Source organism: Cupriavidus sp. FW305-3-2-15-C-LB2 (genome assembly GCF_058787575.1).
Window position 1 is genome coordinate 16,174 of the sequence record NZ_JBYSZW010000017.1, and the last position, 20,708, is coordinate 36,881.

Genomic DNA, 20,708 nt, shown 5'->3' on the forward strand with positions numbered 1-20,708 from the left:
ATCCAGCGAGGCCATCGCCTACCGATGAAAATCCCTTCCGCAGAATTCGTCGCCCCCAAGGACGACAACACCCGGCTGCAGAACCTGTGCGGGCCGCTCGACGAGAACCTGCGCCAGATCGAGCAGGCGCTGGACGTGAACATCCAGCGCCGTGGCCACCGCATGACGGTGCGCGGCGGCAACGCGCAGGATGCGGCAACGGCGCTGGAGCGCTTCTACAACCAGGCGCGCACGCCGCTGTCGATCGACGACGTGCAGCTGGGCCTGGTGGAAACGCGCCAGCTGTCCGCGCATGGCAGCTACCTGCCCGGCAACGGCGACAATGTCGAAGAGCGCGAGATCGGCGACGAATCGCCGGTGCTGCACACGCGCCGCACCGGCCTGCAGGGCCGCACCGTGGCGCAGCGCGACTACCTGCGCAATATCCTGTCGCACGACCTGACGCTGGGTGTCGGCCCGGCCGGCACCGGCAAGACCTACCTGGCAGTGGCGTGCGCGGTCGATGCGCTGGAGCGCGACGCGGTCAAGCGCATCGTGCTGACGCGCCCGGCGGTGGAAGCCGGCGAGCGCCTGGGCTTCCTGCCTGGCGACCTGGCGCAGAAGGTCGACCCCTACCTGCGCCCGCTGTATGACGCGCTGTACGACCTGCTTGGCTTCGACCGCACGCAGAAGATGTTCGAGCGCCAGATGATCGAGATCGCGCCGCTGGCCTATATGCGCGGGCGCACGCTGAACCATGCCTTCATCATCCTGGACGAGGCGCAGAACACCACGCCCGAGCAGATGAAGATGTTCCTCACGCGCATCGGCTTCGGCTCCAAGGCGGTGATCACCGGCGACACCACCCAGATCGACCTGCCCAGGGGGCAGAAAAGCGGCCTGGTGGAGGCGCTGCACGTGCTGCGCGACGTGCGCGGCATTGCCTGCACCCGCTTTACCAGCATCGACGTGGTGCGCCATCCGCTGGTGGCCCGCATCGTCGATGCCTATGACGAATACCACGCCCAGCACAAGGACGCTTAATTGAAATCCCAGAAATCCAAGTCTTCCGCCGTGAGCCTGACCCTGTTCGACGGCGACGGCCGCGCGCGCAAGAGCGCCGCGCACGCGCTGCGCGTGCAGTTGCCCGACGGCCGCAGCCTGACGCTGGACCTGTCGCAGGCCGCCGACGGCGTGGTCGCGCTGCTGGCCGAGCACACCGACACCAACCAGCAGGCTGGCCTGCTGGTGCGCCCGGACAACCATGACTCGCTGTCGGTGGCCGTGACCGCCACGCCGGTGGTCACCACCACCGGCACGCCGGCCACCCCGCCCGGACTCGAACTCGAGATCCAGAACGGCGACGGCGTCGGCAAGCGCGCCGGCCTGCCGCCGCGCCGCAAGATCGAGACCTGGGTCAAGTCGGCGCTGTATGCCGACGCCGCGCTGACCATCCGCTTCGTCGATGAGGAAGAGGGCCGCACGCTGAACCGCACCTATCGCGGCAAGGATTACGCCACCAATGTGCTGACCTTTGCCTATGCGGAGAACGAGGAAGACCCGGTCACGGGCGATATCGTGCTTTGCTGCCCGGTGGTGGAAACCGAGGCGCGCGAGCAGCGCAAGCCGCTGGAAGCGCACTATGCGCACCTGATCGTGCACGGCGTGCTGCATGCGCAAGGCTACGAGCACGAGGAAGACGCCGAGGCCGAGGAAATGGAGGCGATCGAGACCGAAACGCTGCAGGCGCTCGGTTACGCCGACCCTTACCAGGGCGATCGCACCGCGTGATCCCCGCGTAATTCCTTTCTCACGGGCGGCGCCGACCGGGCGCCGCCTGCTGCACATATTGTCGCAGGCCACCGCCCGCCGTCACGGGACGGCCAAGCTTTTAGTGTATCCTTCAGACGATCTCCACCACGCGCTCGCCGCGAAATGAACGACCCTTATCCCAGTTCGAAGCCCGCTTACCTGAAGCAGGCCGATCGGCCCAGATCGCTTCTCGAACGCCTGTCAGACCTGATTTCCCCCGAGCCGGACACCCGCGCGGAATTGCTCGAAGTGCTCCAGGAAGCGCATGAGCGCAACCTGATCGACGCCGACTCGCTGTCGATGATCGAGGGCGTGTTCCAGGTCTCCGAACTGACCGCGAGCGACATCATGGTGCCGCGCGCGCAGATGGATATGGTCAATATCGCGGATGCCCCGGAGGCGTTCATCCCCTTCATGCAGCAGACCGCGCACTCGCGCTTCCCGGTCTATGAAGGCAGCCGTGACAACATCATCGGCATCCTGCTGGCCAAGGACCTGCTGCGCTACTACACCGACCCCGCCTTCGACCTGCGCGAGACCCTGCGCCCGGCGGTGTTCATCCCCGAGTCCAAGCGCCTGAACATCCTGCTGCGCGACTTCCGCATCAACCGCAACCATATCGCCATGGTCGTCGACGAGTATGGCGGCGTGGCAGGCCTGGTGACGATCGAGGACGTGCTGGAGCAGATCGTCGGCGACATCGAGGATGAGTTCGACCTGGACGAAGACCAGGACAATATCCTGCCGATGCCCGACGGCAGCTGGCGCGTGCACGGCCTGACCGAGATCGCCCAGTTCAACGACGCCTTCGGCACCGCCTTCTCCGACCACGATGTCGATACCGTGGGCGGGCTGCTGTCCAACCACGTGGGCCACGTGCCCCACCGCGGCGAGGTCATCACCCTGCCGCCGATCCGCTTCGAAGTGCTGCGCGCCGACGCGCGCCAGGTGCACCTGCTGCAGGTGCACCGGGAATCCAACGGCGACAACGCGGGCGCGGCCGGCGCATGAAGCGTTCCGCCCCGATCCTCAACGGCGCCGCCGCTGCCGACGCCGCCCCGGCGGGCGTGCCTGGCACGCGCGCGCATTCGCGCACGGCGACCATGGCGCGGCTGCTGCTGGCCGGCGTGCTCGGCATCGCCCATACGCAAGCCTTTGCCCCCCATGACTGGTGGTGGCTGCAGATCCTGTCGCTGGCCGGCCTGGCCGCGCTGATGGCCGACGCGCCGCGCGCGCGCCTGGCCGCCGCCACTGGCTATGCCTTCGGGCTGGGCTGGTTCCTGTCCGGCATCTGGTGGCTCTATATCAGCATGCACGTCTACGGCGAGATGCCGGCGTGGATGGCCGCGCTCGCGGTGGTGCTGTTCTCGGGCTTCCTGTCGCTCTACCCGACACTGGCCGGCGCGCTGTGGCATCGGCTGGCGGCGCGCCTGCCCCGGGCCACGCTGCTGGCGCCGCTGGCCTTCGGCGCTGCCTGGGGACTCACCGAATGGCTGCGCGGCGTGGTGTTTACCGGCTTCCCGTGGCTGTCGGGCGGATATGCCCATGCCGATGGCCCGCTGGCCGGCTTCGCGCCGCTGCTTGGCGTGTACGGCATCGGCGCACTGGCAGCCGCGGTGGCGGCACTGCTGGCGGCTGCAGTACGCGGGCTGGGTCGCGGCGAGCGCGGCCGGGCGCTGGGCGCCCTGGCACTGGCACTGGCCCTGCCCGCCGCGGGCGCCGCGCTGGCGCCGCTGGCCTGGACCACGCCCGCCGGCAAGCCGCTGTCGGTGCGGCTGCTGCAAGGCAACGTGGCCCAGGACATCAAGTTCGAGCCCGCCGGCATCCAGCGCTCGATCGAGCTGTACCGCGACATGATCACCGCCGCGCCGGCCGACCTCGTGGTCACGCCGGAAACCGCGTTCCCGGTCATCCTGCAGGAGCTGCCGGTCGACGTGGCCGTGGCGGTGCGCGACTACGCGCTGGCCAGCGGCACCACGGTGCTGTTCGGCGCCGCCGGCGCCGACTCGCCGGTGGACTTCACCAACAGCGTCTTCGGCCTGGGCCCCGAGACCGAACGCCTGTACCGCTACAACAAGCACCACCTGGTGCCGTTCGGCGAATTCATCCCGCTGGGGTTCCGCTGGTTCGTCGACATGATGAAGATGCCGCTGGGCGACTTCCGCCGCGGCGGGCTCGACCAGGCCTCGCTGCCGGTGCGCGGCGTGCGCGTGGCGCCCAATATCTGCTACGAGGATCTGTTCGGCGAGGAGATCGCGCAGACGCTGCGCCAGCAGCCGGCGCCGGCCAATGTCCTGGCCAACCTGACCAACCTGGCATGGTTCGGCGACACCATCGCGCTGGACCAGCACCTGCAGATCTCGCGCATGCGCGCACTGGAAACGCGCCGGCCGATGCTGCGCTCGACCAATACCGGCATGACCGCGGTGGTGCGTCCGGACGGCTCGGTGCAGCAACGCCTGCCGACCTTCACGGTCGGCACGCTGGCGGCCGAGGTGCAGGGCATGCAGGGGCTGACGCCCTATATCCGCTGGGGGAACGCGCCGGTGCTGGCGCTGTTTGCACTGGTGCTGGGGCTTGCTGCCTGGCGTGTGCGCAAGCTGCGCGGTGCAGGCTGAAGGCACAGGCTGGCGCAGGCACCGGACCCGGCGGGATCGCCGCCGCCGTCCGGCGCTGGATTGCGGTGCCGGTGGTGGCGCCTCAGGTGGGCGCCAGCCGGTTCAGTTCAGCAGCCCGGTCGCCACGGACACGGTGGCCGCGGCGATCATGACCGCGATTGCGACCAGGTAAGGTTTGCGAGAAAGAAGTGCCATGATGCCAAGTCCCCATCAATAATCAGTTACCGACAAACGGCTACTGCGGTGCCAGCCAGCAGCCGCCGTGCCCGCCATGCCGGCACGGACTGTCAGTCGCAACGCTCTGAAACGGGTTGCTTACTCATACTGTATACAAAAACGTTATCGGCCAGCAGCGGCCAAACCTGAAATCCGCCTCGGTATTTTCCCGATGCGTTGCGTAGGACCGACATTGGCGGACATCCTCCACCATCGGTGCGTGACCTAGCCGGCCCCGCCAAACGGGGCGCCTCGCCAAAAAGCCGATAGAATTCAGGGTTTGGCAAAATCCGCATGCGCCGGCTCCGGCACGCGCCGCGCGGCCTGCATGCCGGGCGCCGCGACCGCGCCCGGGTGCCTCTACCTAGTCTTCATATGCTGACCTTCCAACAAATGATTCTGACCCTGCAGGCCTATTGGGACCGGCAGGGCTGCGCGCTGTTGCAACCCATCGATCTGGAGGTCGGCGCCGGCACATCCCACGTACACACCTTCCTGCGCGCGCTCGGCCCCGAGCCGTGGCGTGCCGCCTACGTGCAGCCGTCGCGCCGCCCCAAGGACGGCCGCTATGGCGAGAACCCCAACCGCCTGCAGCACTACTACCAGTACCAGGTGGTGCTCAAGCCCGCGCCGGAGAACATCCTGGAGCTGTACCTGGGCTCGCTCGAGGCGCTCGGCCTGGACCTGAAGCAGAACGACATCCGCTTCGTCGAGGACGACTGGGAGAACCCCACGCTGGGCGCCTGGGGCCTGGGCTGGGAAGTCTGGCTCAACGGCATGGAAGTGACGCAGTTCACCTACTTCCAGCAGGTGGGCGGGATCGACTGCAAGCCCATCACCGGCGAGATCACCTACGGCATCGAACGCCTGGCGATGTACCTGCAGAAGGTCGAGAACGTCTATGACCTGATCTGGACCGAGTGGGTCGAGAACGGCGAGACGCGCCGCCTGACCTATGGCGACGTGTACCACCAGAACGAAGTCGAGCAGTCGACCTACAACTTCGAGCACAGCAACACCGAGATCCTGTTCCGCCATTTCGCCGAGCACGAAGGCGAAGCCAAGCGGCTGATGGGCAACGGCGATGGCGCCGAGGAAGGCCAGGCCGCCGGCACGCGCCTGGCGCTGCCCGCCTACGAGCAGGTGCTCAAGGCCGCCCACACCTTCAACCTGCTGGACGCGCGCGGCGCGATCTCGGTGACCGAGCGCGCGGCGTATATCGGCCGCATCCGCAACCTGTCGCGCCAGGTGGCGCAGGCCTACTACGACTCGCGCGAGGCCCTCGGCTTCCCGATGTGCGGCAACGGCGGAGCCCGGGCATGACGCAACTGGCGCGCAGCGCGCTGTGCTGCGCCATGGCGATCGCCGCGCTCGCCGCCGCCGGCAATGCCATCGGCGCGCGCGCGCAGGCGGCACCCAGCGCGCAGGTGCTGATGCTGCCGGCCGAACTGAGCAATGTGTGCGAGGCCGATCCGCAGGCGCTGCAGCTGGCCATGGCGCGCCAATGGCGCCCGTCGCTGAACGCGCTCGACCAGTGGGCGCAGCTGGTGCGCTCGTTCTCGTGCGACCTGTCCGGCCAGCGCGACCTGGGGTGGCACCGCGTGCCGCTGCGCGCCTATGAAAGCGCGATCCGCTACCCGCTGACGTGGGTGGAGATGGAGACCCGCAACGGCCGCACCCGCCGCACGGTCAAGACTTACTATTCGGCGGCGCAGCTGCCGCCGAAGATCGATTTCTGGGTGGGCGGGCGCATCGACGAGATCCGCTACGACAAGCGCCTGCGCCGCATCGACGCACGCTTCCCGGCTGCAGGCAGCCGCGGCGGCAGCAACGGCGCGGCCAGCGCCGCGGCGGCCGCGCAATGCGCCTACACCACGCTGCAATTCCGGCAACAGAACGGCCTGTGGCTGCTGTCCGGAGTGGAACCTAATCTTTCGCCGCGCTGCTGACAAGCGGCGCGCGCTACAACCTGTTGGATACGATTCATGTCGCAACCCATGACCGACTCGCTGCTGATCGAACTGTTCACCGAAGAGCTGCCACCCAAGGCGCTGGCGCGCCTGGGCGACGCCTTCGCGCAGGGCCTGTTCGCCGGCCTGGGCGAGCGCGACCTGCTTGAGCCGGGCGCCACCGTGACGCCGTTCGCCACCCCGCGCCGCCTGGCCGCGCTGGTGTCGGGCGTGCGCCGCAGCGCGCCGGACCGCGAGCAGCGCGAGAAGGTCCTGCCGCTGTCGGTGGCGCTGGACGCCAACGGCGAGCCCACCGCGCCGCTGGCCAAGAAGCTGGCTGCGCTGGCCAAGTCGGTCGGCGTTGCCGAGATCGACTGGCAGTCGCTGGAGCGCGCCTCCGACGGCAAGGCCGAGGCCTTCTTCTACCGCTATACCGCGCGCGGCGCCGAACTGGCTGCCGCGGTGCAGGCAGCGCTGGAAGACACCATTGCGAAGCTGCCGATCCCCAAGGTCATGAGCTACCAGCGCCCGGACGGCAGCACCGTGCATTTCGTGCGCCCGGCGCACAGCCTGATCGCACTGTTCGGCGCCGAGATCCTGCCGGTGACGCTGCTGGGGCTGCAGGCCAGCAACCTGACCCAGGGCCACCGCTTCCTGTCGCATGGCGTGATCGAGATCGCGCATGCCAATGATTATGCGCAGCGGCTGGAATCCGCCGGCCACGTGGTCGCCAGCTACGCCGAGCGCCGCGAGCGCATGCGCGCCGCGCTGCTCAAGGAAGCCGGCGCCGACCAGGTGATCATGCCCGAGTCGCTGCTCGATGAAGTCAATTCGCTGGTGGAATGGCCGGTGGTCTATGCCTGCCATTTCGAGGAAGCCTTCCTGGCGGTGCCGCAGGAATGCCTGATCCTGACCATGCAGACCAACCAGAAGTACTTTGCGCTGACCGATGCCGACGGCCACCTGCGCAACCGCTTCCTGATCGTGTCGAACCTGGCCACCGAGACGCCGCAGTCGATCATCACCGGCAACGAGCGCGTGGTGCGCCCGCGCCTGGCCGATGCCAAGTTCTTCTTCGACCAGGACCGCAAGAAGACGCTGGCGTCGCGCGTGCCGCAGCTGGCCAGCGTGGTCTACCACAACAAGATCGGCACCCAGCTGGACCGCGTGCAGCGCCTGCAGCAGATCGCCGGCCATATCGCTGACGCCCTCAACGGCAGCGGCGTGCCGACCGACAAGGCCGCCGCGATGCGCGGCGCCGAACTGGCCAAGGCCGACCTGCTGACCGACATGGTCGGCGAGTTCCCCGAGCTGCAGGGCACCATGGGCACGTACTATGCCCGCCACGACGACGAAGCCGAAGACGTGGCACTGGCCTGCTCCGAACACTACCGTCCGCGGTTTGCCGGCGATGCGCTGCCCGCAGGCGCGGTCAGCACCGCCGTGGCGCTGGCCGACAAGCTCGAGACCCTGGTCGGGATCTGGGGCATCGGCCTGCAGCCCACCGGCGAGAAGGATCCGTTCGCGCTGCGCCGCCATGCGCTGGGCATCCTGCGCATGCTGATCGAAAAGCCGCTGGCGCTGTCGCTGTCGTCGCTGCTGGCGCTGACGCAACAGGCCTTTGCCGGCATCGCTGCAGTCAAGCCGGCACCCGACGCAATCGCCGACTTCCTGTACGACCGCGTGCGCGGCTACCTGAAGGACAAGGGCTACACCACCAACGAAGTCGAGGCCGTGGTCAGCCTGCGCCCGGACCAGCTGCACGACATCCTGGGCCGCATGGAAGCCGTGCGCACCTTTGCCGCGCTGCCCGAGGCCGAGGCCCTGGCCGCCGCCAACAAGCGCATCACCAACATCCTGCGCAAGAACACCGAACCGGTCGGCGCGGTCGATCCGGCGCTGTTCCGGGAAGAGGCCGAAGGCGCGCTGCACGCCGCCATCGAGCGCGTGCGCCCGGCCGTGGAAGCCGCCTTCGCCAGCGGCGATTTCACCGCCGCGCTGCGCGACCTGGCCCAGCTGCGCGATGCCGTCGACCGCTTCTTCAATGATGTGATGGTGATGGCCGAGGATGCGCAGCTGCGCGCCAACCGCCTGGCGCTGCTGGCTTCGCTGCACGCGATGGCCAACCGCGTGGCCGACATCTCCAAGCTGGCCGCCTGATCTCAGCCACCGGAGCCGCACATGCCGCAGACGCCGCCCAAGTTTGTCATCCTGGACCGCGACGGGGTGGTCAACCTCGACAGCGACCAGTTCATCAAGACGCCCGATGAATGGGTGCCGATCGACGGCAGCCTGGAGGCCATCGCCGCGCTGAACCAGGCCGGCTACCGCGTGGTCCTCGCCAGCAACCAGTCCGGCATCGGCCGCGGGCTGTTCGAGATGAGCGCGCTCAACGCCATGCACGAGAAGATGCACACGTTGCTCGCGCGCCTGGGCGGGCGCGTCGACGCGGTGTTCTTCTGCCCCCATACCGCCGCGGACGGCTGCGACTGCCGCAAGCCCAAGCCCGGCATGCTGGAGCAGATCAGCGAGCGCTTCGGCATCGAGCTCCGCGGCGTGCCCATCGTTGGCGATTCGCTGCGCGACCTGGAAGCCGGCGTGGCGGTCGGTTGCGCGCCGCACCTGGTACGCAGCGGCAAGGGCCAGAAGACCCTCGACCAGGGCGCCCTGCCGCCGGGCACGCAAGTGCACGACGACCTGCTCGCGTTTGCGCGCTGGCTGACCGGCAACGGCGGCGCACAGCGCCCACCCACTCATAGCGCCGGCTGACCGCCCGCATCCATTCCCTATTCGCACCCCCGCCCCCCCGCATGACGTTTCTCCGTTCCCTGTTGTTTGCGCTGTACCTGCTGGTGCTGACGCCGCCGTACGCTTGCGCCTGCTTCCTGGTGTTCCCGTTCATGAATGCCGACCAGCGCTTCCGCTTCGTGCGCGGCTGGCCCCTGCTGGTGATCTGGGCCGCGCGCGGCATCTGCGGCATCCAGTACCGCATTGAAGGCCATGAGCATATGGACGTGATGCTCGACAAGCCTGTGGTGCTGCTGTCCAAGCACCAGTCAGCCTGGGAAACCGTGGCCTACGTGGCGCTGATGCCCAAGCCGCTGTGCTTCGTGTTCAAGCGCGAGCTGCTGCTGGTGCCGTTCTTCGGCTGGGCGCTGGGCATGCTGAAGATGGTCCATATCAACCGCAAGGAAGGCACCCGCGCCTTCGCCTCGGCCGCGCGTCAGGGCCGCGAGCGGCTGGCCGAAGGCGCCTGGATCATCATGTTCCCGGAAGGCACGCGCACGCCTTCGGGCCTGGAGAAGGCCCGCTACAAGAGCGGCGGTGCGCGCCTGGCGGTGGAAACCGGCGCCTGGGTGCTGCCGATGGCGGTCAACTCGGGCCGGGTGTGGCCGCGCAATTCGTTCCTGAAGCACCCGGGCATGGTGACGATCTCGGTTGGCCCGGCGATCGCCTCGGCCAACAAGACCGCGGACCAGCTCAACCAGGAGGTGGCGGAATGGATCGAGCGCGATATGCGCCGCATCGATCCGCAGAGCTACCGGAGCGCGGCCCCGGGCGGGCCCGCCGCATGAAGCTGCTGCGACCCGCCACCGACGCCGACGGCGCGCAGCTGGAGCTGCCGCTGGCGGAGTCCGCCCAGGCGCCGGAGCCGCCGCAGCAGCCCGCCTGGCCGGTGCCGCAACCCAATGCACGCCTGCTGCGTATCGGCGAACGGCCGCTGCACTACACGCTCAAGCGCTCGGCGCGCCGCACCATCGGCTTCACCATCGACGACCGCGGCCTGTCGATCACGGCGCCGCGCTGGGTCACGCTGGCGGACATCGAGTCGGCCATCCTGGAAAAACAGCGCTGGATCTTCAACAAGCTGGGCGAGTGGCGCCACCGCGAGTCGCGCCGCATCCTGCCCACGGTGCAATGGCGCGACGGCGCCAGCCTGCCCTTCCTGGGGCAGCCGCTGACGCTGTCGCTGGAGTCGCCGCTCGGCGCGCTGCTGTTCGATGCCGACCGCCGCGTGCTGCACCTGGCGCTGCCGGGCCATGCCGACGAGCAGCAGATCAAGGACCGCGTGCAGGGCTGGCTGCAGCAGCAGGCGCGCCGGCTGCTGGCCGAACGCCTCGATATCTACGCCGACAAGCTGGGCGTGCGCCACACCGGCTTTGCGCTGACCTCGGCCGCCACGCGCTGGGGCAGCTGCACCGCCGACGGCAAGATCCGGCTGAACTGGCGCCTGATGCATTTCCCGCTGTCGATGATCGACTATGTCGCCGCGCACGAGCTGGCGCACCTGAAGGAAATGAACCACGGCCCGCGCTTCTGGCAGACCGTGGAATCGATCTTCCCCGAGTTCCGCGATGCGCGCGCGCAACTGCGGGCACACCCGCCCGAGCTGTTGCCGACTTTCTGAGCGGGTGGGAGCGGGCCGGTACGTTTCGGCCAAACGCACTAAAATGGCGCCTTCCTATACCTAAAACAGTTGAAGGCCCTCAAATGCGACTCCTCCACACCATGCTGCGCGTCGGCGACATGCAGCGCTCCATCGATTTCTATACCCGCGTGCTCGGCATGCAGCTGCTGCGCCAGAGCGACAACCCTGAGTACAAGTACCGCCTCGCCTTCGTCGGCTACGGCCCCGAGAGCGAGACCGCGGTGCTGGAGCTGACCTACAACTACGGCGTCGACCAGTATGACCTGGGCACGGCCTACGGCCATGTCGCGCTGGAGACCGACGATGCCGCGGCCGCCTGCGAGCGCATCCGCGCCGCCGGCGGCAAAGTCACGCGCGAAGCCGGCCCGGTCAAGGGCGGCACCACCGTGATCGCCTTTGTCGAAGACCCGGACGGCTACAAGATCGAACTGATCGAGCGCCATTCGACCCGCGACGCCAGGCGTCCCTGACGGACGCTGGCGATGAGCACGCAAGCCCTGACCCGGCAGCCGCTCGACGGCATCGCCGTGGGCCTGATGGTGGTGCTGTGCGCCGCCTGGGGCCTGCAGCAGGTGGTGATCAAGGTCACCACGCCGCTGATGGGCGCGGTGCTGCAGGCCGGCGTGCGCTCGGCGGTGGCGGCGTTGCTGGTGTTCGGCTTTGCCGCCTGGCGCGGCACGCCGCTGTGGCGGCGCGACGGCACGCTGAACGCCGGCTTGCTGGCCGGGCTGCTGTTCGGCGCGGAGTTCTTCTGCATCTTCGTCGGGCTGGGACACACCACGGCCTCGCGCATGGCGGTGTTCCTGTACACCGCACCGATCTTCACCGCGCTGGGCCTGCATTTCGTGGTGCCGGGCGAGCGCTTGCACACGGGGCAATGGCTGGGCGTGGCGCTCGCGTTCGCGGGCATGGCGCTGGCCTTTGCCGATGGCATTGCCGCGCCGTCGGCGCAGGGCAGCACGCTGCCGGGCGATGCGCTTGGCATCCTCGCCGGCGCACTGTGGGCCGCCACCACCTTGGTGGTGCGCGCCAGCCCGCTGGCCAGCGCCCCGGCCAGCAAGACCCTGCTGTACCAGTTGGCGGTGTCCGCGGTGATGCTGCTGGCGATGGCCGTGGCCGCCGGCCAGACCGCAACCGTGCAGATCGACGGGGTGGTGCTGGCGAGCCTGTTCTACCAGTCAGTGCTGATCGCGTTTGCCAGCTACCTGACCTGGTTCTGGCTGCTGCGGCGCTACCTGGCGTCGCGGCTGTCGGTATTTTCCTTCCTGACGCCGCTGTTCGGGGTCGCCTTCGGCGTCGTGCTGATGCACGACGCGGTGGGCCCGCGCTTTGCCGTGGCGGCACTCCTGGTGCTGGCCGGCATCGTGCTGGTCAATCGCCGCGCCTGAGCGGCGCGGCAAGCGCAATACTGCGGCGGCCGGAGCCGCCCCTGCCTGACGCTCAGCGGCGTGCCTCGAACGAGAACATGCCGAGCGCGTCGCGCACTTCGTCCAGCGTCTGCTGGGTCAGTGCGCGTGCCTTCGCGGTGCCCTGGCGCAGGATGTCGAACACATAGTCCGGATCCTTGGCCAGTTCTTCGCGGCGCGCGCGGATCGGGGCCAGCATGTCCTGCAGGATGCCCTCGACGCGGCGCTTGAGCACCATGTCGCCCAGACCGCCCTTCTGGTAGTGCTCCTTCAGCGCCTTGACTTCCTCGGTGTTGGGGTCGAACGCATCCAGGTAGGTGAACACCACGTTGCCCTCGACCTGGCCCGGGTCCGACACGCGCAGGTGGTTGGGGTCGGTGTACATGCTGTGCACCGCAGCCTTGATCTGCTCGGGCGAAGCCCCCAGCGCGATCGCGTTGCCCAGCGACTTGCTCATCTTGGCCTTGCCGTCGACGCCAGGCAGGCGGCCGAACTCGGGGATCAGGGCCTTGCATTCGGGCAGCACTTCGCGGCCGACCTGGTGGTTGATGCGGCGCACGATCTCGTTGGTCTGCTCGATCAGCGGCGCCTGGTCTTCGCCCACCGGCACCACGTGGGCCTTGAAGGCAGTGATGTCCGCGGCCTGCGATGCCGGGTAGCACAGGAAGCCGGCCGGGATGTCGCGGCCAAAGCCACGCGCCTGGATCTCTTCCTTGATGGTCGGGTTGCGCTCGAGCCGCGCCACCGTGACGAAGTTCAGGTACATCAGCGTCAGCTCGGCCAGCGCCGGCAGGTGCGACTGCACGGTGATGGTGGTCTTGGCCGGGTCGATGCCCACGGCCAGGTAGTCCAGCGCCACTTCCAGCACGTTGCGGCGCACCTTGTCGGGATCGTGCGCGTTGTCGGTCATGGCCTGGGTGTCGGCCAGCAGCACGTATTGCTCATGCGTGTCCTGCAGCGTCACGCGGCTCTTCAGCGAGCCGACATAGTGGCCAAGGTGCAGCGGGCCGGTGGGACGGTCGCCGGTCAGGATCACGGGACGCCGGTTGGTTTGGGTCTGGGCTGTCATGGGACGGTCTTGCACGAAATAGTCGCGGGAAATTCGGGAATCGGGATGCGCGGGCCTCAGGCGGCCTGTCCGGCCCGGCCGGATGGCGTACCACCGAGGCGCCGGGCCAGTTCGACATATTCGCCGACGGGCACTTCCTCGGCGCGGCGGCCGAGGTCGAAGCCCATCGCATCGAAGTCGACCTGGTCGCGCAGGAACGAGAGCGTGTTGCGCAGCACCTTGCGCCGCTGCGAGAACGCTGCAGTGACCACGTCGCCCAGCACGGTGATGTCGCAATCGGCATGCGGCGAACGCAGCCGGCCGTCGCTGTGGCGCGGCCACGGGATCATGCGGACCACGGCGGAATCGACCTTGGGCGGCGGATTGAAGGCGCCCGGCGGTACGTCCAGCACGTGTTCCATGTAGTAGCGCACCTGCAGCATGATCGAGAGCCGGCCGAAGGCCTTGCTGCCGGGTTCGGCCACCATGCGCTCCACCACCTCTTTCTGCAGCATGAAGTGCTGGTCGCGCACGTGGTCGGCGAAATCCATCAGGTGGAACAGCAGCGGGCTGGAGATGTTGTACGGCAGGTTGCCGACGATGCGCAGCGGGCGGCCGGGCACGGCGAGCTTGTCGAAATCGAACGCCAGCGCATCGCCGGCGTGGACCTGCAGGCGCTCGCCATAGCGGCGGCGCAGGCGCTCGACCAGATCGCGATCCAGCTCAACCACCTGCATCTGCGGGATCCGTTCGAGCAGCGGGTCGGTCAGCGCGCCCAGGCCGGGGCCGATCTCGACCAGCACGTCGTCGGCCTGCGGGCTGATGGCATTGACGATGCCGTGGATGATGGTGTCGTCGACCAGGAAGTTCTGCCCGAATCGTTTGCGGGCCACATGGCCCTGGTGCACGTTTGAACGCATGGGTTATTCGTCCAGCTTCAGCATGGCGGCTGCAGGCCGGAATGGGTGTGGCCAGGATGGCTGCCCGTGGCACCGTTGCTGCCAGGGCGCCGGCCATTGGCGTGGCCGGCCATGGTGACCGCACTGCGGATGGCCTCGATCATGCTGCCGTGTTCGGCCTGGCCGGTGCCGGCAAGGTCAAGCGCGGTGCCATGGTCCACCGAGGTGCGGATAAAGGGCAGCCCCAGCGTGATATTCACGCCGTGGCCGAAGGTGCCGTATTTCAGTGGCGCCAGCCCCTGGTCATGGTACATCGCCAGCACGCAGTCGGCATCGCGCAGGTGGCGCGGCTGGAACAGCGTGTCGGCCGGAAAGGGTCCGCGCGCGTCGATGCCGGCATCTTTGGCCTGCGCCAGCGCGGGCGTGATGATGTCGATCTCTTCGCGGCCCATATGGCCGCTTTCGCCGGCGTGCGGGTTCAGGCCCGTGACCAGGATGCGCGGCCGCGAGATGCCGAAGTAGCGGCGCAGGTCGGCATCGATGATCGACAGCGTCTGCACCAGCAGCGGCACCGACAGCGCATCGGGCACCGCGCGCAGCGGCAGATGGGTGGTGGCCAGCGCCACGCGCAGCATGGCGCCGTCGTGCGCGGGCTGCGGGCCGGCCAGCATCATCACCACGCGCGGCACGCGGGCGCTCTCGGCCAGGTATTCGGTATGGCCGGTGAAGGGGACGCCGGCGTCGTTGATAGTGCTCTTCTGCACCGGCGCCGTGATCATTGCGGCATACCGGGGCGCGGCCTTGCCGCGCGCGCGGCAGCCGCGGATGGCGGCATCGAGCAGCTTCAGCACATAGGGGCCGTTGCGCGCGTCGAGCCGCCCGGCCTCGCACGCGACCGCCAGCGGTATGTCCTCGACCACCACGTCGCCGTCGGCAATGCGCCGCTCCCAGGCGTGCGTGGCGCCCAGCGCCGCGGCGCGATCGGCCAGCAGGCGGGCATCGCCCAGCACATGGAAGCGGTATTGCCCGCCGCCGACGCCATTGTTGGCGCCCGCCAGCTGCAGCAACGCCCCGATGGTGATATCTGGACCGATGCCGGCGGGTTCTCCGGTCGAGATGGCAAGGGCTAGCGGGTCGGGCATGTCAGGTCAGCGGATCGGGGACCGGCGCTTCAGCGCTGCCGGTTGACCCGGTACTCCACGTACGCCTGCGAGCGCAGCTGGCGCACCCAGTCATCATAGGCTGCGCGCAGCTTCTGTTCGCGGACTTCGGCACGGGCGAAGTCGCGCTGCTTCTCGGGCGACATCTCGGTCTCGCGCCGGTTGAGCACCTGGATCAGGTGCACGCCGAACTGCGTGACCACCGGCTCCGAGATCTCGTTCGGGCGCAGGCGGCTCATCGCCTGCTCGAACTCGGGCACCAGCTCGCCCGGCGAGACCCAGCCGAGGTCGCCGCCGTTCTGCGCCGAGCCGTCCTGCGAGAAACGCTTGGCCGCGTCGGCAAAATCGCCGCCGTGGGTGATGCGGTCGCGCAGCGTGCTGAGCTGGCGGCGCGCCTCGGCTTCGGGCATGTTGGGGCCGGTGCGGATCAGGATGTGGCGCACCTGGGTCTGGGTGATCTTCGAGGCCGCGGCCGGGCTGGATGCCGGCGCCGCGCGCTTGGCCACCAGCTTGACCACATGGAAGCCCGCCGCGCTTTCCACCACCTGCGGCGCCACCCCGCCAGCCTGCAGGTCGACCACGGCGTTGGCGAACAGTGCCGGCAGGCGGCCGATCTCGCGGAAGCCCATCGCGCCGCCCTGGGCCGCCTCGGGGCCCTCGGAATTGGCCTGCGCCAGCTGCGCGAAGTCGGCACCGCCCTGGGCCTGCTTGAGCAGCCCTTCGGCCTTGGCGCGCTGCGCCTGCTTCTGTGCGTCCGAGGCATTCTCGGGCACGCGCACGAGGATCTGCGCCACGTTGTATTCGGTCGGGCCGCTGGCGGCGCCCTGGCCGCCGCGCGCCGCCAGGTAGTTGTCGATCTCGCCGTCGTAGACCTGCACCTTGGAATCGACCTCGCGCTCGCGCAGGCGGATCACCTGTACCTGCTTGCGCAGTTCCTCGCGGTACTTGGTCCAGGTCATGCCACTGGCCTCGACGCGGCGGCGCAACTCGGTCGCGTTCAGCCGGTTCTGCTGTGCCACCGATTCGATGGCGCGGTCGATTTCCTGGTCGGTCACGCGGATGCCGGCCTCCTGTGCGGCCTGGGTCTGCACGCGCTCCATTACGAGGCGCTCGAGCACCTCGCCCAGCAGGTCGGCGCGCGCGGGCACCGGGCGGCCGGCGGCACGCAGCTGGCCTTCGATCTCGTCGGCACGGTCGAGCAGCTCGCGCCGCGTGATCACGCTGTTGTTGACGACTGCCACCACTTCGTCGACCAGTTGCGAACGCTTCTGGCCGCCGGCCTGGGGCACGCCCAGCTTGGGCTGGCTCGACGGCGCCGCGACGTCAGACGCCTGCGGCACGAAGATGCCACTGGAGCGCGGCGCCGTCCCGGGCGCCTTGAGCTGCGCGGCAGCCGGCACCGTCATGGCGGCCAGCACGGCCGGCAGCAGCAAGCGATGCCAGGACGTCAGGAGAAAGGAAAACACGGCGAATTCTTGACGTTTCATCGTAATCCGTCATTCATAGTGATCGAACCGGGTCGTCGGCACCGGCTTGGCCGACACGGGCTCATAGCCGGGCACGTTCAGGCGCAGGATGTTCAACGGGTTGGAACCGATCTTGGAAAGGCCACGGAACTCCACCTGCAGGAAGACCCGCCCGGTGTAGCCTTGCGTGGTGTTGCGGAAGCGCTGGTAGACCACGCGGCCGACCCAGCAGTCGGCGGCGTACTCGACGCCGGCCAGCGCATCGACCATCTGGCTTGCGGCCAGGTCGAAGGCAAAGCGTGCGATGCCGTAGGCACGGCGCGTGATCGGCCACTGGCTTGACACCTCGAACTGGTCGATCGCGGTGTTGTCGGTCACCGAGGTCGGGCGGCGGTAGCGGTAGCCTGCGTTAATCACCTTGCGCGACTCGGGCCGGTAAGAGACCGCCACGTTGCCGTAGTTGATCCGGTCGCTGTCCGGGTTGTACTGCACCCCCGCGTCCAGGTAATAGCCGCGGAACATCTGGATGGTGGTGGCCGCCAGCAGATCCGAGAAACCCGCCTTGGGATCCGCCAGCGTGCCGTTGATCTGCACGCGCTGGCCGGTGAAGTCGTAGCGCTGCGCGATGGTGCCGCGGAAGCGCTCGATTCCGGTGTCGGCTTCGATCAGGCGCGTGGTCAGGCCGCCGGTCAGCTTGTTGTTGTCGGCGACGCGGTCGTAGCCAGAGAACGGATTTTCGGTAAAGATGGTTCCGTATCCGAAATCCGCTTGCACCGTGTCGAACAGCGGGAACTGGCTCTGGTCGTGGAACGGCGTGTACACGTAGAACAGGCGCGGCTCCAGCGTCTGCACATAGTTCACGCCAAACAGGCGGCTGATGGTTGGCGCGTCGCGCTCAAAAGTCATGCCAGAATCCAGGCTGACAGTCGGCAGCGCGCGCGAGAAATTATTCTGCGCGGTCGGCGTGTTGGTGGCCGCCTCCATCTGGTACTGCGCCGCATTGAAGCTAACCTTCGGCGTCACGTACCAGCCCGCCCGCACGATCGGGTAGCTGATGCTCGGCTGGATAAACATGCGCTCGCCCTGCGGCTGCTGGAAGCCGGTGGACGTCAGCGGAATGCGGAAGCGCGTGTAGTCCGCTTCCACCTGCACGTCGAAGCCGCCCAGGTCATAGCGGATGTACTTGCCGTTGAGCTGCGGCACGCGCTCGTATGACGGTTCGCTTGGACGCAGGGTCTGGAACTTCTGCACCCGCGCGAGTACCGTGAAATCCTGCCAGTTGTAGGTAACGCCGCCTTCCTGCGCGTACTGGCGCAGCGTCGATTGCGCCACGCTGCGGTTGAAGTCGTCCGGATACTGATCGTCGGACACCCGGTTCAGGTTCAGGTAGGCATTGAGACCCTTGGCCAGGTTCTGGTTGTGCTGGAACGAGTAGGCCCAGCGATTCGAGTTGGTCTTCTTGTCGTCGGGCAGGAACTCAGCGCGCAAGCGTCCGGAGTAGCCCTGGCCAAGGTAGCGATACTCGCCGCCAAGCTGCAAGCCGCGCTCCGTCATCAGCCGCGGATAGATGGTCAGGTCGCGGTTTGGCGCAATATTGACGTAGTACGGCGTGGTCAGGTCGAAGCCCGCACGCGAACTGTAGCCCATCAGCGGCGGCAGGAAACCGCTGCGGCGGTCGTCGTTCAGCGGAAAGCTGAACGCCGGCGCCGCAGCGATCGGCACGCCGAAGAAATTCAGCACGCCGCCGTAGGCCACGCCCACCTGGCGGTCGTTGTCCAGGTCGATCCGGTTCGCGCTGAAATACCAGTCGGCGTTGTCCGGCGAACAGGTGGTGTATGACGCGTGCCTGGCGGTGCTGCGGTCCTTGTCCAGGAAGTCGATGCGCTCGGCCTTGCCCGAGCCGCCGGTCTGCTGGAAATAATAGTCCGGCGACAGCATATAGCCTTCGTTGGCCTCGACCTTCATCCGCGCCTCGGGACCGACCGCCAGCGTGCCGCTGCGCGACATGCGCACATTGCCCTGAGCAAAGGCTTCGTCGGTGTCCTGGTCGTAGGTCAGCTTGTCGCCCTTGATCGCACCGCCGTCACGGCGCAGCTCGGCATGGCCTTCCAGCTCGACGCCGCGCTCGCTGTAGCCGGTCATGCGGTCGGCCTCGATAAAGGTCGGGGCGTCGGAGCCGGCGTCAGACTGTTTGCCGGGTTCGGCAAGCCGCGGCACCAGTTCGCCGGATTCCACCGGAAGCGGCGGCGCTTTCGGCGCGGCTTCGAACACCGGCTCGACCTGGTCGAGATCGGGGATCGCCGAACCGGACATCTGCGCGTGTGCGCCGGCCGACAGGCTGGCCATGGCCAGCACCAGCGGCCGCAGCGCGCCCGCGTGCAGGCCGCCGGCGCGCCTGGCTCGGGCAGGAACGCTGGTTGGGGCAGGCGAAGGCAAGGCCCTGTTGTTCGGTGATCGTCGTTGTTCGGTCATTCGCACGGGTTGTCAGTCTCGGCGTCGGCTGCGGCCCGCCTGCAAGCCGCCAGCCCCCGCCGGAGCAGGCTGCGGGGCACCGAATGGCCCCACCCGGGGGCCGCCCGGCGCCCGGGTCTGGTCGGGTATTATACGGGGCAACCTAGGGTCGCCTTCCCGCTTACTTTCGGTTTCATTTACGTTTCCACTCTGCGCCCGTTCCCCACACGTATCTGTATGGCAGCTCTCCCCCACGACCCGCGCCTGGACCAGCTCAAGGCCTGGGTATCCGGACTTGGCCCGACCTGGTCCGCCGATCCCGATTCCTGCGCCCCCGCCTCGGCCGACGCCAGCTTCCGGCGCTATTTCCGCGTCAGCACCGGCCATCCGGCGCATCCCACCGCCATCGTGATGGACGCCCCGCCGGCGCACGAGGACTGCCGCCCGTTCATCCACGTATGCGGGCTGTTCGGCGCGGCCGGCGTGACCGTGCCGACCGTGCTGGCGCAGGACCTGGAGCAGGGTTTCCTGCTGCTGGCCGACCTTGGCAACCAGACCTACCTGTCGCGGCTCGATGACTCCACCGCCCACGCCATGTACGCCGACGCGGCCGCCGCGCTGGTCCGCATCCAGGCCGCCACCCGCCCCGGCGAACTGCCGGCCTACGACCGCGCGCTGCTGCAGCGCGAGCTCGACCTGTTCCCGCAGTGGTATGTGGCCAGGCACCTGGGCGCCACTCTGACCGAGGCCCAGCAGGCGGACCTGCGCGAAGTGACTGAAGCGCTACTCACCAATATCCTTGCGCAGCCGCAGGTCTACGTGCACCGCGATTTCCACTCGCGCAACCTGATGGTGCTCGATGGCGGCGCCAACCCGGGCGTGCTCGACTTCCAGGACGCGGTGATCGGCCCGATCACCTACGACGCGGTCTCGCTATGGCGCGACGCCTATATCGAATGGGACGAGGAGCAGCAGCTGGACTGGCTGATCCGCTACTGGGAGCGCGCGCGCAAGGCCGGCCTGCCGGTCAGCGCCGACTTTGGCGAGTTCTATCGCGATTTTGAGTGGATGGGCCTGCAGCGCCACCTCAAGGTGCTGGGCATCTTTGCCCGCCTGTACCACCGCGACGGCAAGGACGGCTACCTCGCCAACCTGCCGCTGGTGATGAAGTACACCCGCCAGGTGGCCGGCCGCTACACCGAACTGCGCAAGCTGATCCGGCTACTGGACGCGCTCGAAGGCGTGGCCAGCCCGGCCGGCTACACGTTCTGACGC

Annotated in this window: 18 protein-coding genes; 13 read left to right on the forward strand and 5 right to left on the reverse strand. The window is 68.2% G+C overall.

The window, feature by feature from the left end:
• The first annotated feature begins 24 nt into the window (after positions 1 to 24).
• The 12 genes from AC3WRR_RS14520 (at position 25) to AC3WRR_RS14575 (ending at position 12,391) form a co-directional block, all read left to right on the forward strand.
• Positions 25 to 1,023 carry a PhoH family protein gene (locus AC3WRR_RS14520; RefSeq protein ID WP_010813862.1) on the forward strand — a complete coding sequence of 333 codons (999 nt, stop codon included), beginning with the start codon at positions 25 to 27 and terminating at the stop codon, positions 1,021 to 1,023.
• On the forward strand, positions 1,024 to 1,770 hold the full coding sequence (ybeY, locus tag AC3WRR_RS14525; protein ID WP_010813863.1) for an rRNA maturation RNase YbeY: 747 nt from the start codon (positions 1,024 to 1,026) through the stop codon (positions 1,768 to 1,770). It begins immediately after the preceding gene.
• Between the two features lie 144 nt (positions 1,771 to 1,914).
• Entirely contained in the window at positions 1,915 to 2,802 is an 888-nt protein-coding gene (locus AC3WRR_RS14530; protein ID WP_010813864.1) for a CorC family transporter, read from the forward strand.
• On the forward strand, positions 2,799 to 4,409 hold the full coding sequence (lnt, locus tag AC3WRR_RS14535; RefSeq protein ID WP_492297300.1) for an apolipoprotein N-acyltransferase: 1,611 nt from the start codon (positions 2,799 to 2,801) through the stop codon (positions 4,407 to 4,409). The genes AC3WRR_RS14530 and lnt overlap by 4 nt, the downstream gene beginning before the upstream one ends.
• 591 nt (positions 4,410 to 5,000) lie before the next feature.
• Positions 5,001 to 5,948, forward strand: a complete 948-nt coding sequence (glyQ, locus tag AC3WRR_RS14540) for a glycine--tRNA ligase subunit alpha (RefSeq protein ID WP_010813866.1) — start codon at positions 5,001 to 5,003, stop codon at positions 5,946 to 5,948.
• Positions 5,945 to 6,574 (forward strand): hypothetical protein, encoded by a 630-nt coding sequence (locus tag AC3WRR_RS14545; RefSeq protein ID WP_010813867.1) that lies wholly within the window; start codon positions 5,945 to 5,947, stop codon positions 6,572 to 6,574. Before glyQ ends, AC3WRR_RS14545 begins: the two co-directional genes overlap by 4 nt.
• A gap of 36 nt (positions 6,575 to 6,610) precedes the next feature.
• Complete coding sequence (glyS, locus tag AC3WRR_RS14550) at positions 6,611 to 8,734, forward strand: glycine--tRNA ligase subunit beta (protein ID WP_011614554.1); 2,124 nt, start codon at positions 6,611 to 6,613, stop codon at positions 8,732 to 8,734.
• A 21-nt stretch (positions 8,735 to 8,755) separates the two neighbouring features.
• The gene (gene gmhB / locus AC3WRR_RS14555; protein WP_010813869.1) at positions 8,756 to 9,343 is read left to right on the forward strand and encodes a D-glycero-beta-D-manno-heptose 1,7-bisphosphate 7-phosphatase; all 588 of its coding nucleotides are present in this window, start codon (positions 8,756 to 8,758) and stop codon (positions 9,341 to 9,343) included.
• Between the two features lie 41 nt (positions 9,344 to 9,384).
• A complete protein-coding gene (locus AC3WRR_RS14560; RefSeq protein WP_011614553.1) occupies positions 9,385 to 10,149 on the forward strand; it encodes a lysophospholipid acyltransferase family protein in 765 nt (254 codons plus the stop codon).
• Complete coding sequence (locus tag AC3WRR_RS14565) at positions 10,146 to 10,982, forward strand: M48 family metallopeptidase (protein ID WP_492297302.1); 837 nt, start codon at positions 10,146 to 10,148, stop codon at positions 10,980 to 10,982. Before AC3WRR_RS14560 ends, AC3WRR_RS14565 begins: the two co-directional genes overlap by 4 nt.
• An 83-nt stretch (positions 10,983 to 11,065) precedes the next feature.
• A complete protein-coding gene (gloA, locus tag AC3WRR_RS14570) occupies positions 11,066 to 11,473 on the forward strand; it encodes a lactoylglutathione lyase (RefSeq protein WP_492297303.1) in 408 nt (135 codons plus the stop codon).
• 12 nt (positions 11,474 to 11,485) lie between these two features.
• Complete coding sequence (locus AC3WRR_RS14575; RefSeq protein ID WP_492297305.1) at positions 11,486 to 12,391, forward strand: DMT family transporter; 906 nt, start codon at positions 11,486 to 11,488, stop codon at positions 12,389 to 12,391.
• 52 nt (positions 12,392 to 12,443) lie between these two features.
• On the opposite strand, the gene trpS is transcribed toward AC3WRR_RS14575, so the two are convergent.
• From trpS to AC3WRR_RS14600, 5 genes are read right to left on the reverse strand one after another with little or no spacing between them, the layout of a single operon-like run.
• On the reverse strand, positions 12,444 to 13,478 hold the full coding sequence (gene trpS, locus AC3WRR_RS14580; protein ID WP_492297307.1) for a tryptophan--tRNA ligase: 1,035 nt from the start codon (positions 13,476 to 13,478) through the stop codon (positions 12,444 to 12,446).
• A 56-nt stretch (positions 13,479 to 13,534) separates the two neighbouring features.
• Positions 13,535 to 14,377 (reverse strand): 16S rRNA (adenine(1518)-N(6)/adenine(1519)-N(6))-dimethyltransferase RsmA, encoded by an 843-nt coding sequence (gene rsmA / locus AC3WRR_RS14585; RefSeq protein WP_010813875.1) that lies wholly within the window; start codon positions 14,375 to 14,377, stop codon positions 13,535 to 13,537.
• Positions 14,378 to 14,394: 17 nt separating this feature from the next.
• A complete protein-coding gene (pdxA, locus tag AC3WRR_RS14590; RefSeq protein ID WP_011614551.1) occupies positions 14,395 to 15,498 on the reverse strand; it encodes a 4-hydroxythreonine-4-phosphate dehydrogenase PdxA in 1,104 nt (367 codons plus the stop codon).
• Positions 15,499 to 15,527: 29 nt separating this feature from the next.
• Positions 15,528 to 17,003, reverse strand: coding sequence for a peptidylprolyl isomerase (locus AC3WRR_RS14595; RefSeq protein WP_010813877.1), 1,476 nt, complete (start codon positions 17,001 to 17,003; stop codon positions 15,528 to 15,530).
• Between the two features lie 9 nt (positions 17,004 to 17,012).
• Positions 17,013 to 19,454 (reverse strand): LPS-assembly protein LptD, encoded by a 2,442-nt coding sequence (locus tag AC3WRR_RS14600; protein WP_492297309.1) that lies wholly within the window; start codon positions 19,452 to 19,454, stop codon positions 17,013 to 17,015.
• 216 nt (positions 19,455 to 19,670) lie between these two features.
• Between AC3WRR_RS14600 and AC3WRR_RS14605 the strand changes: the two genes are divergently transcribed.
• Complete coding sequence (locus tag AC3WRR_RS14605; RefSeq protein ID WP_011614548.1) at positions 19,671 to 20,705, forward strand: aminoglycoside phosphotransferase family protein; 1,035 nt, start codon at positions 19,671 to 19,673, stop codon at positions 20,703 to 20,705.
• The last annotated feature ends 3 nt before the right edge of the window (positions 20,706 to 20,708 follow it).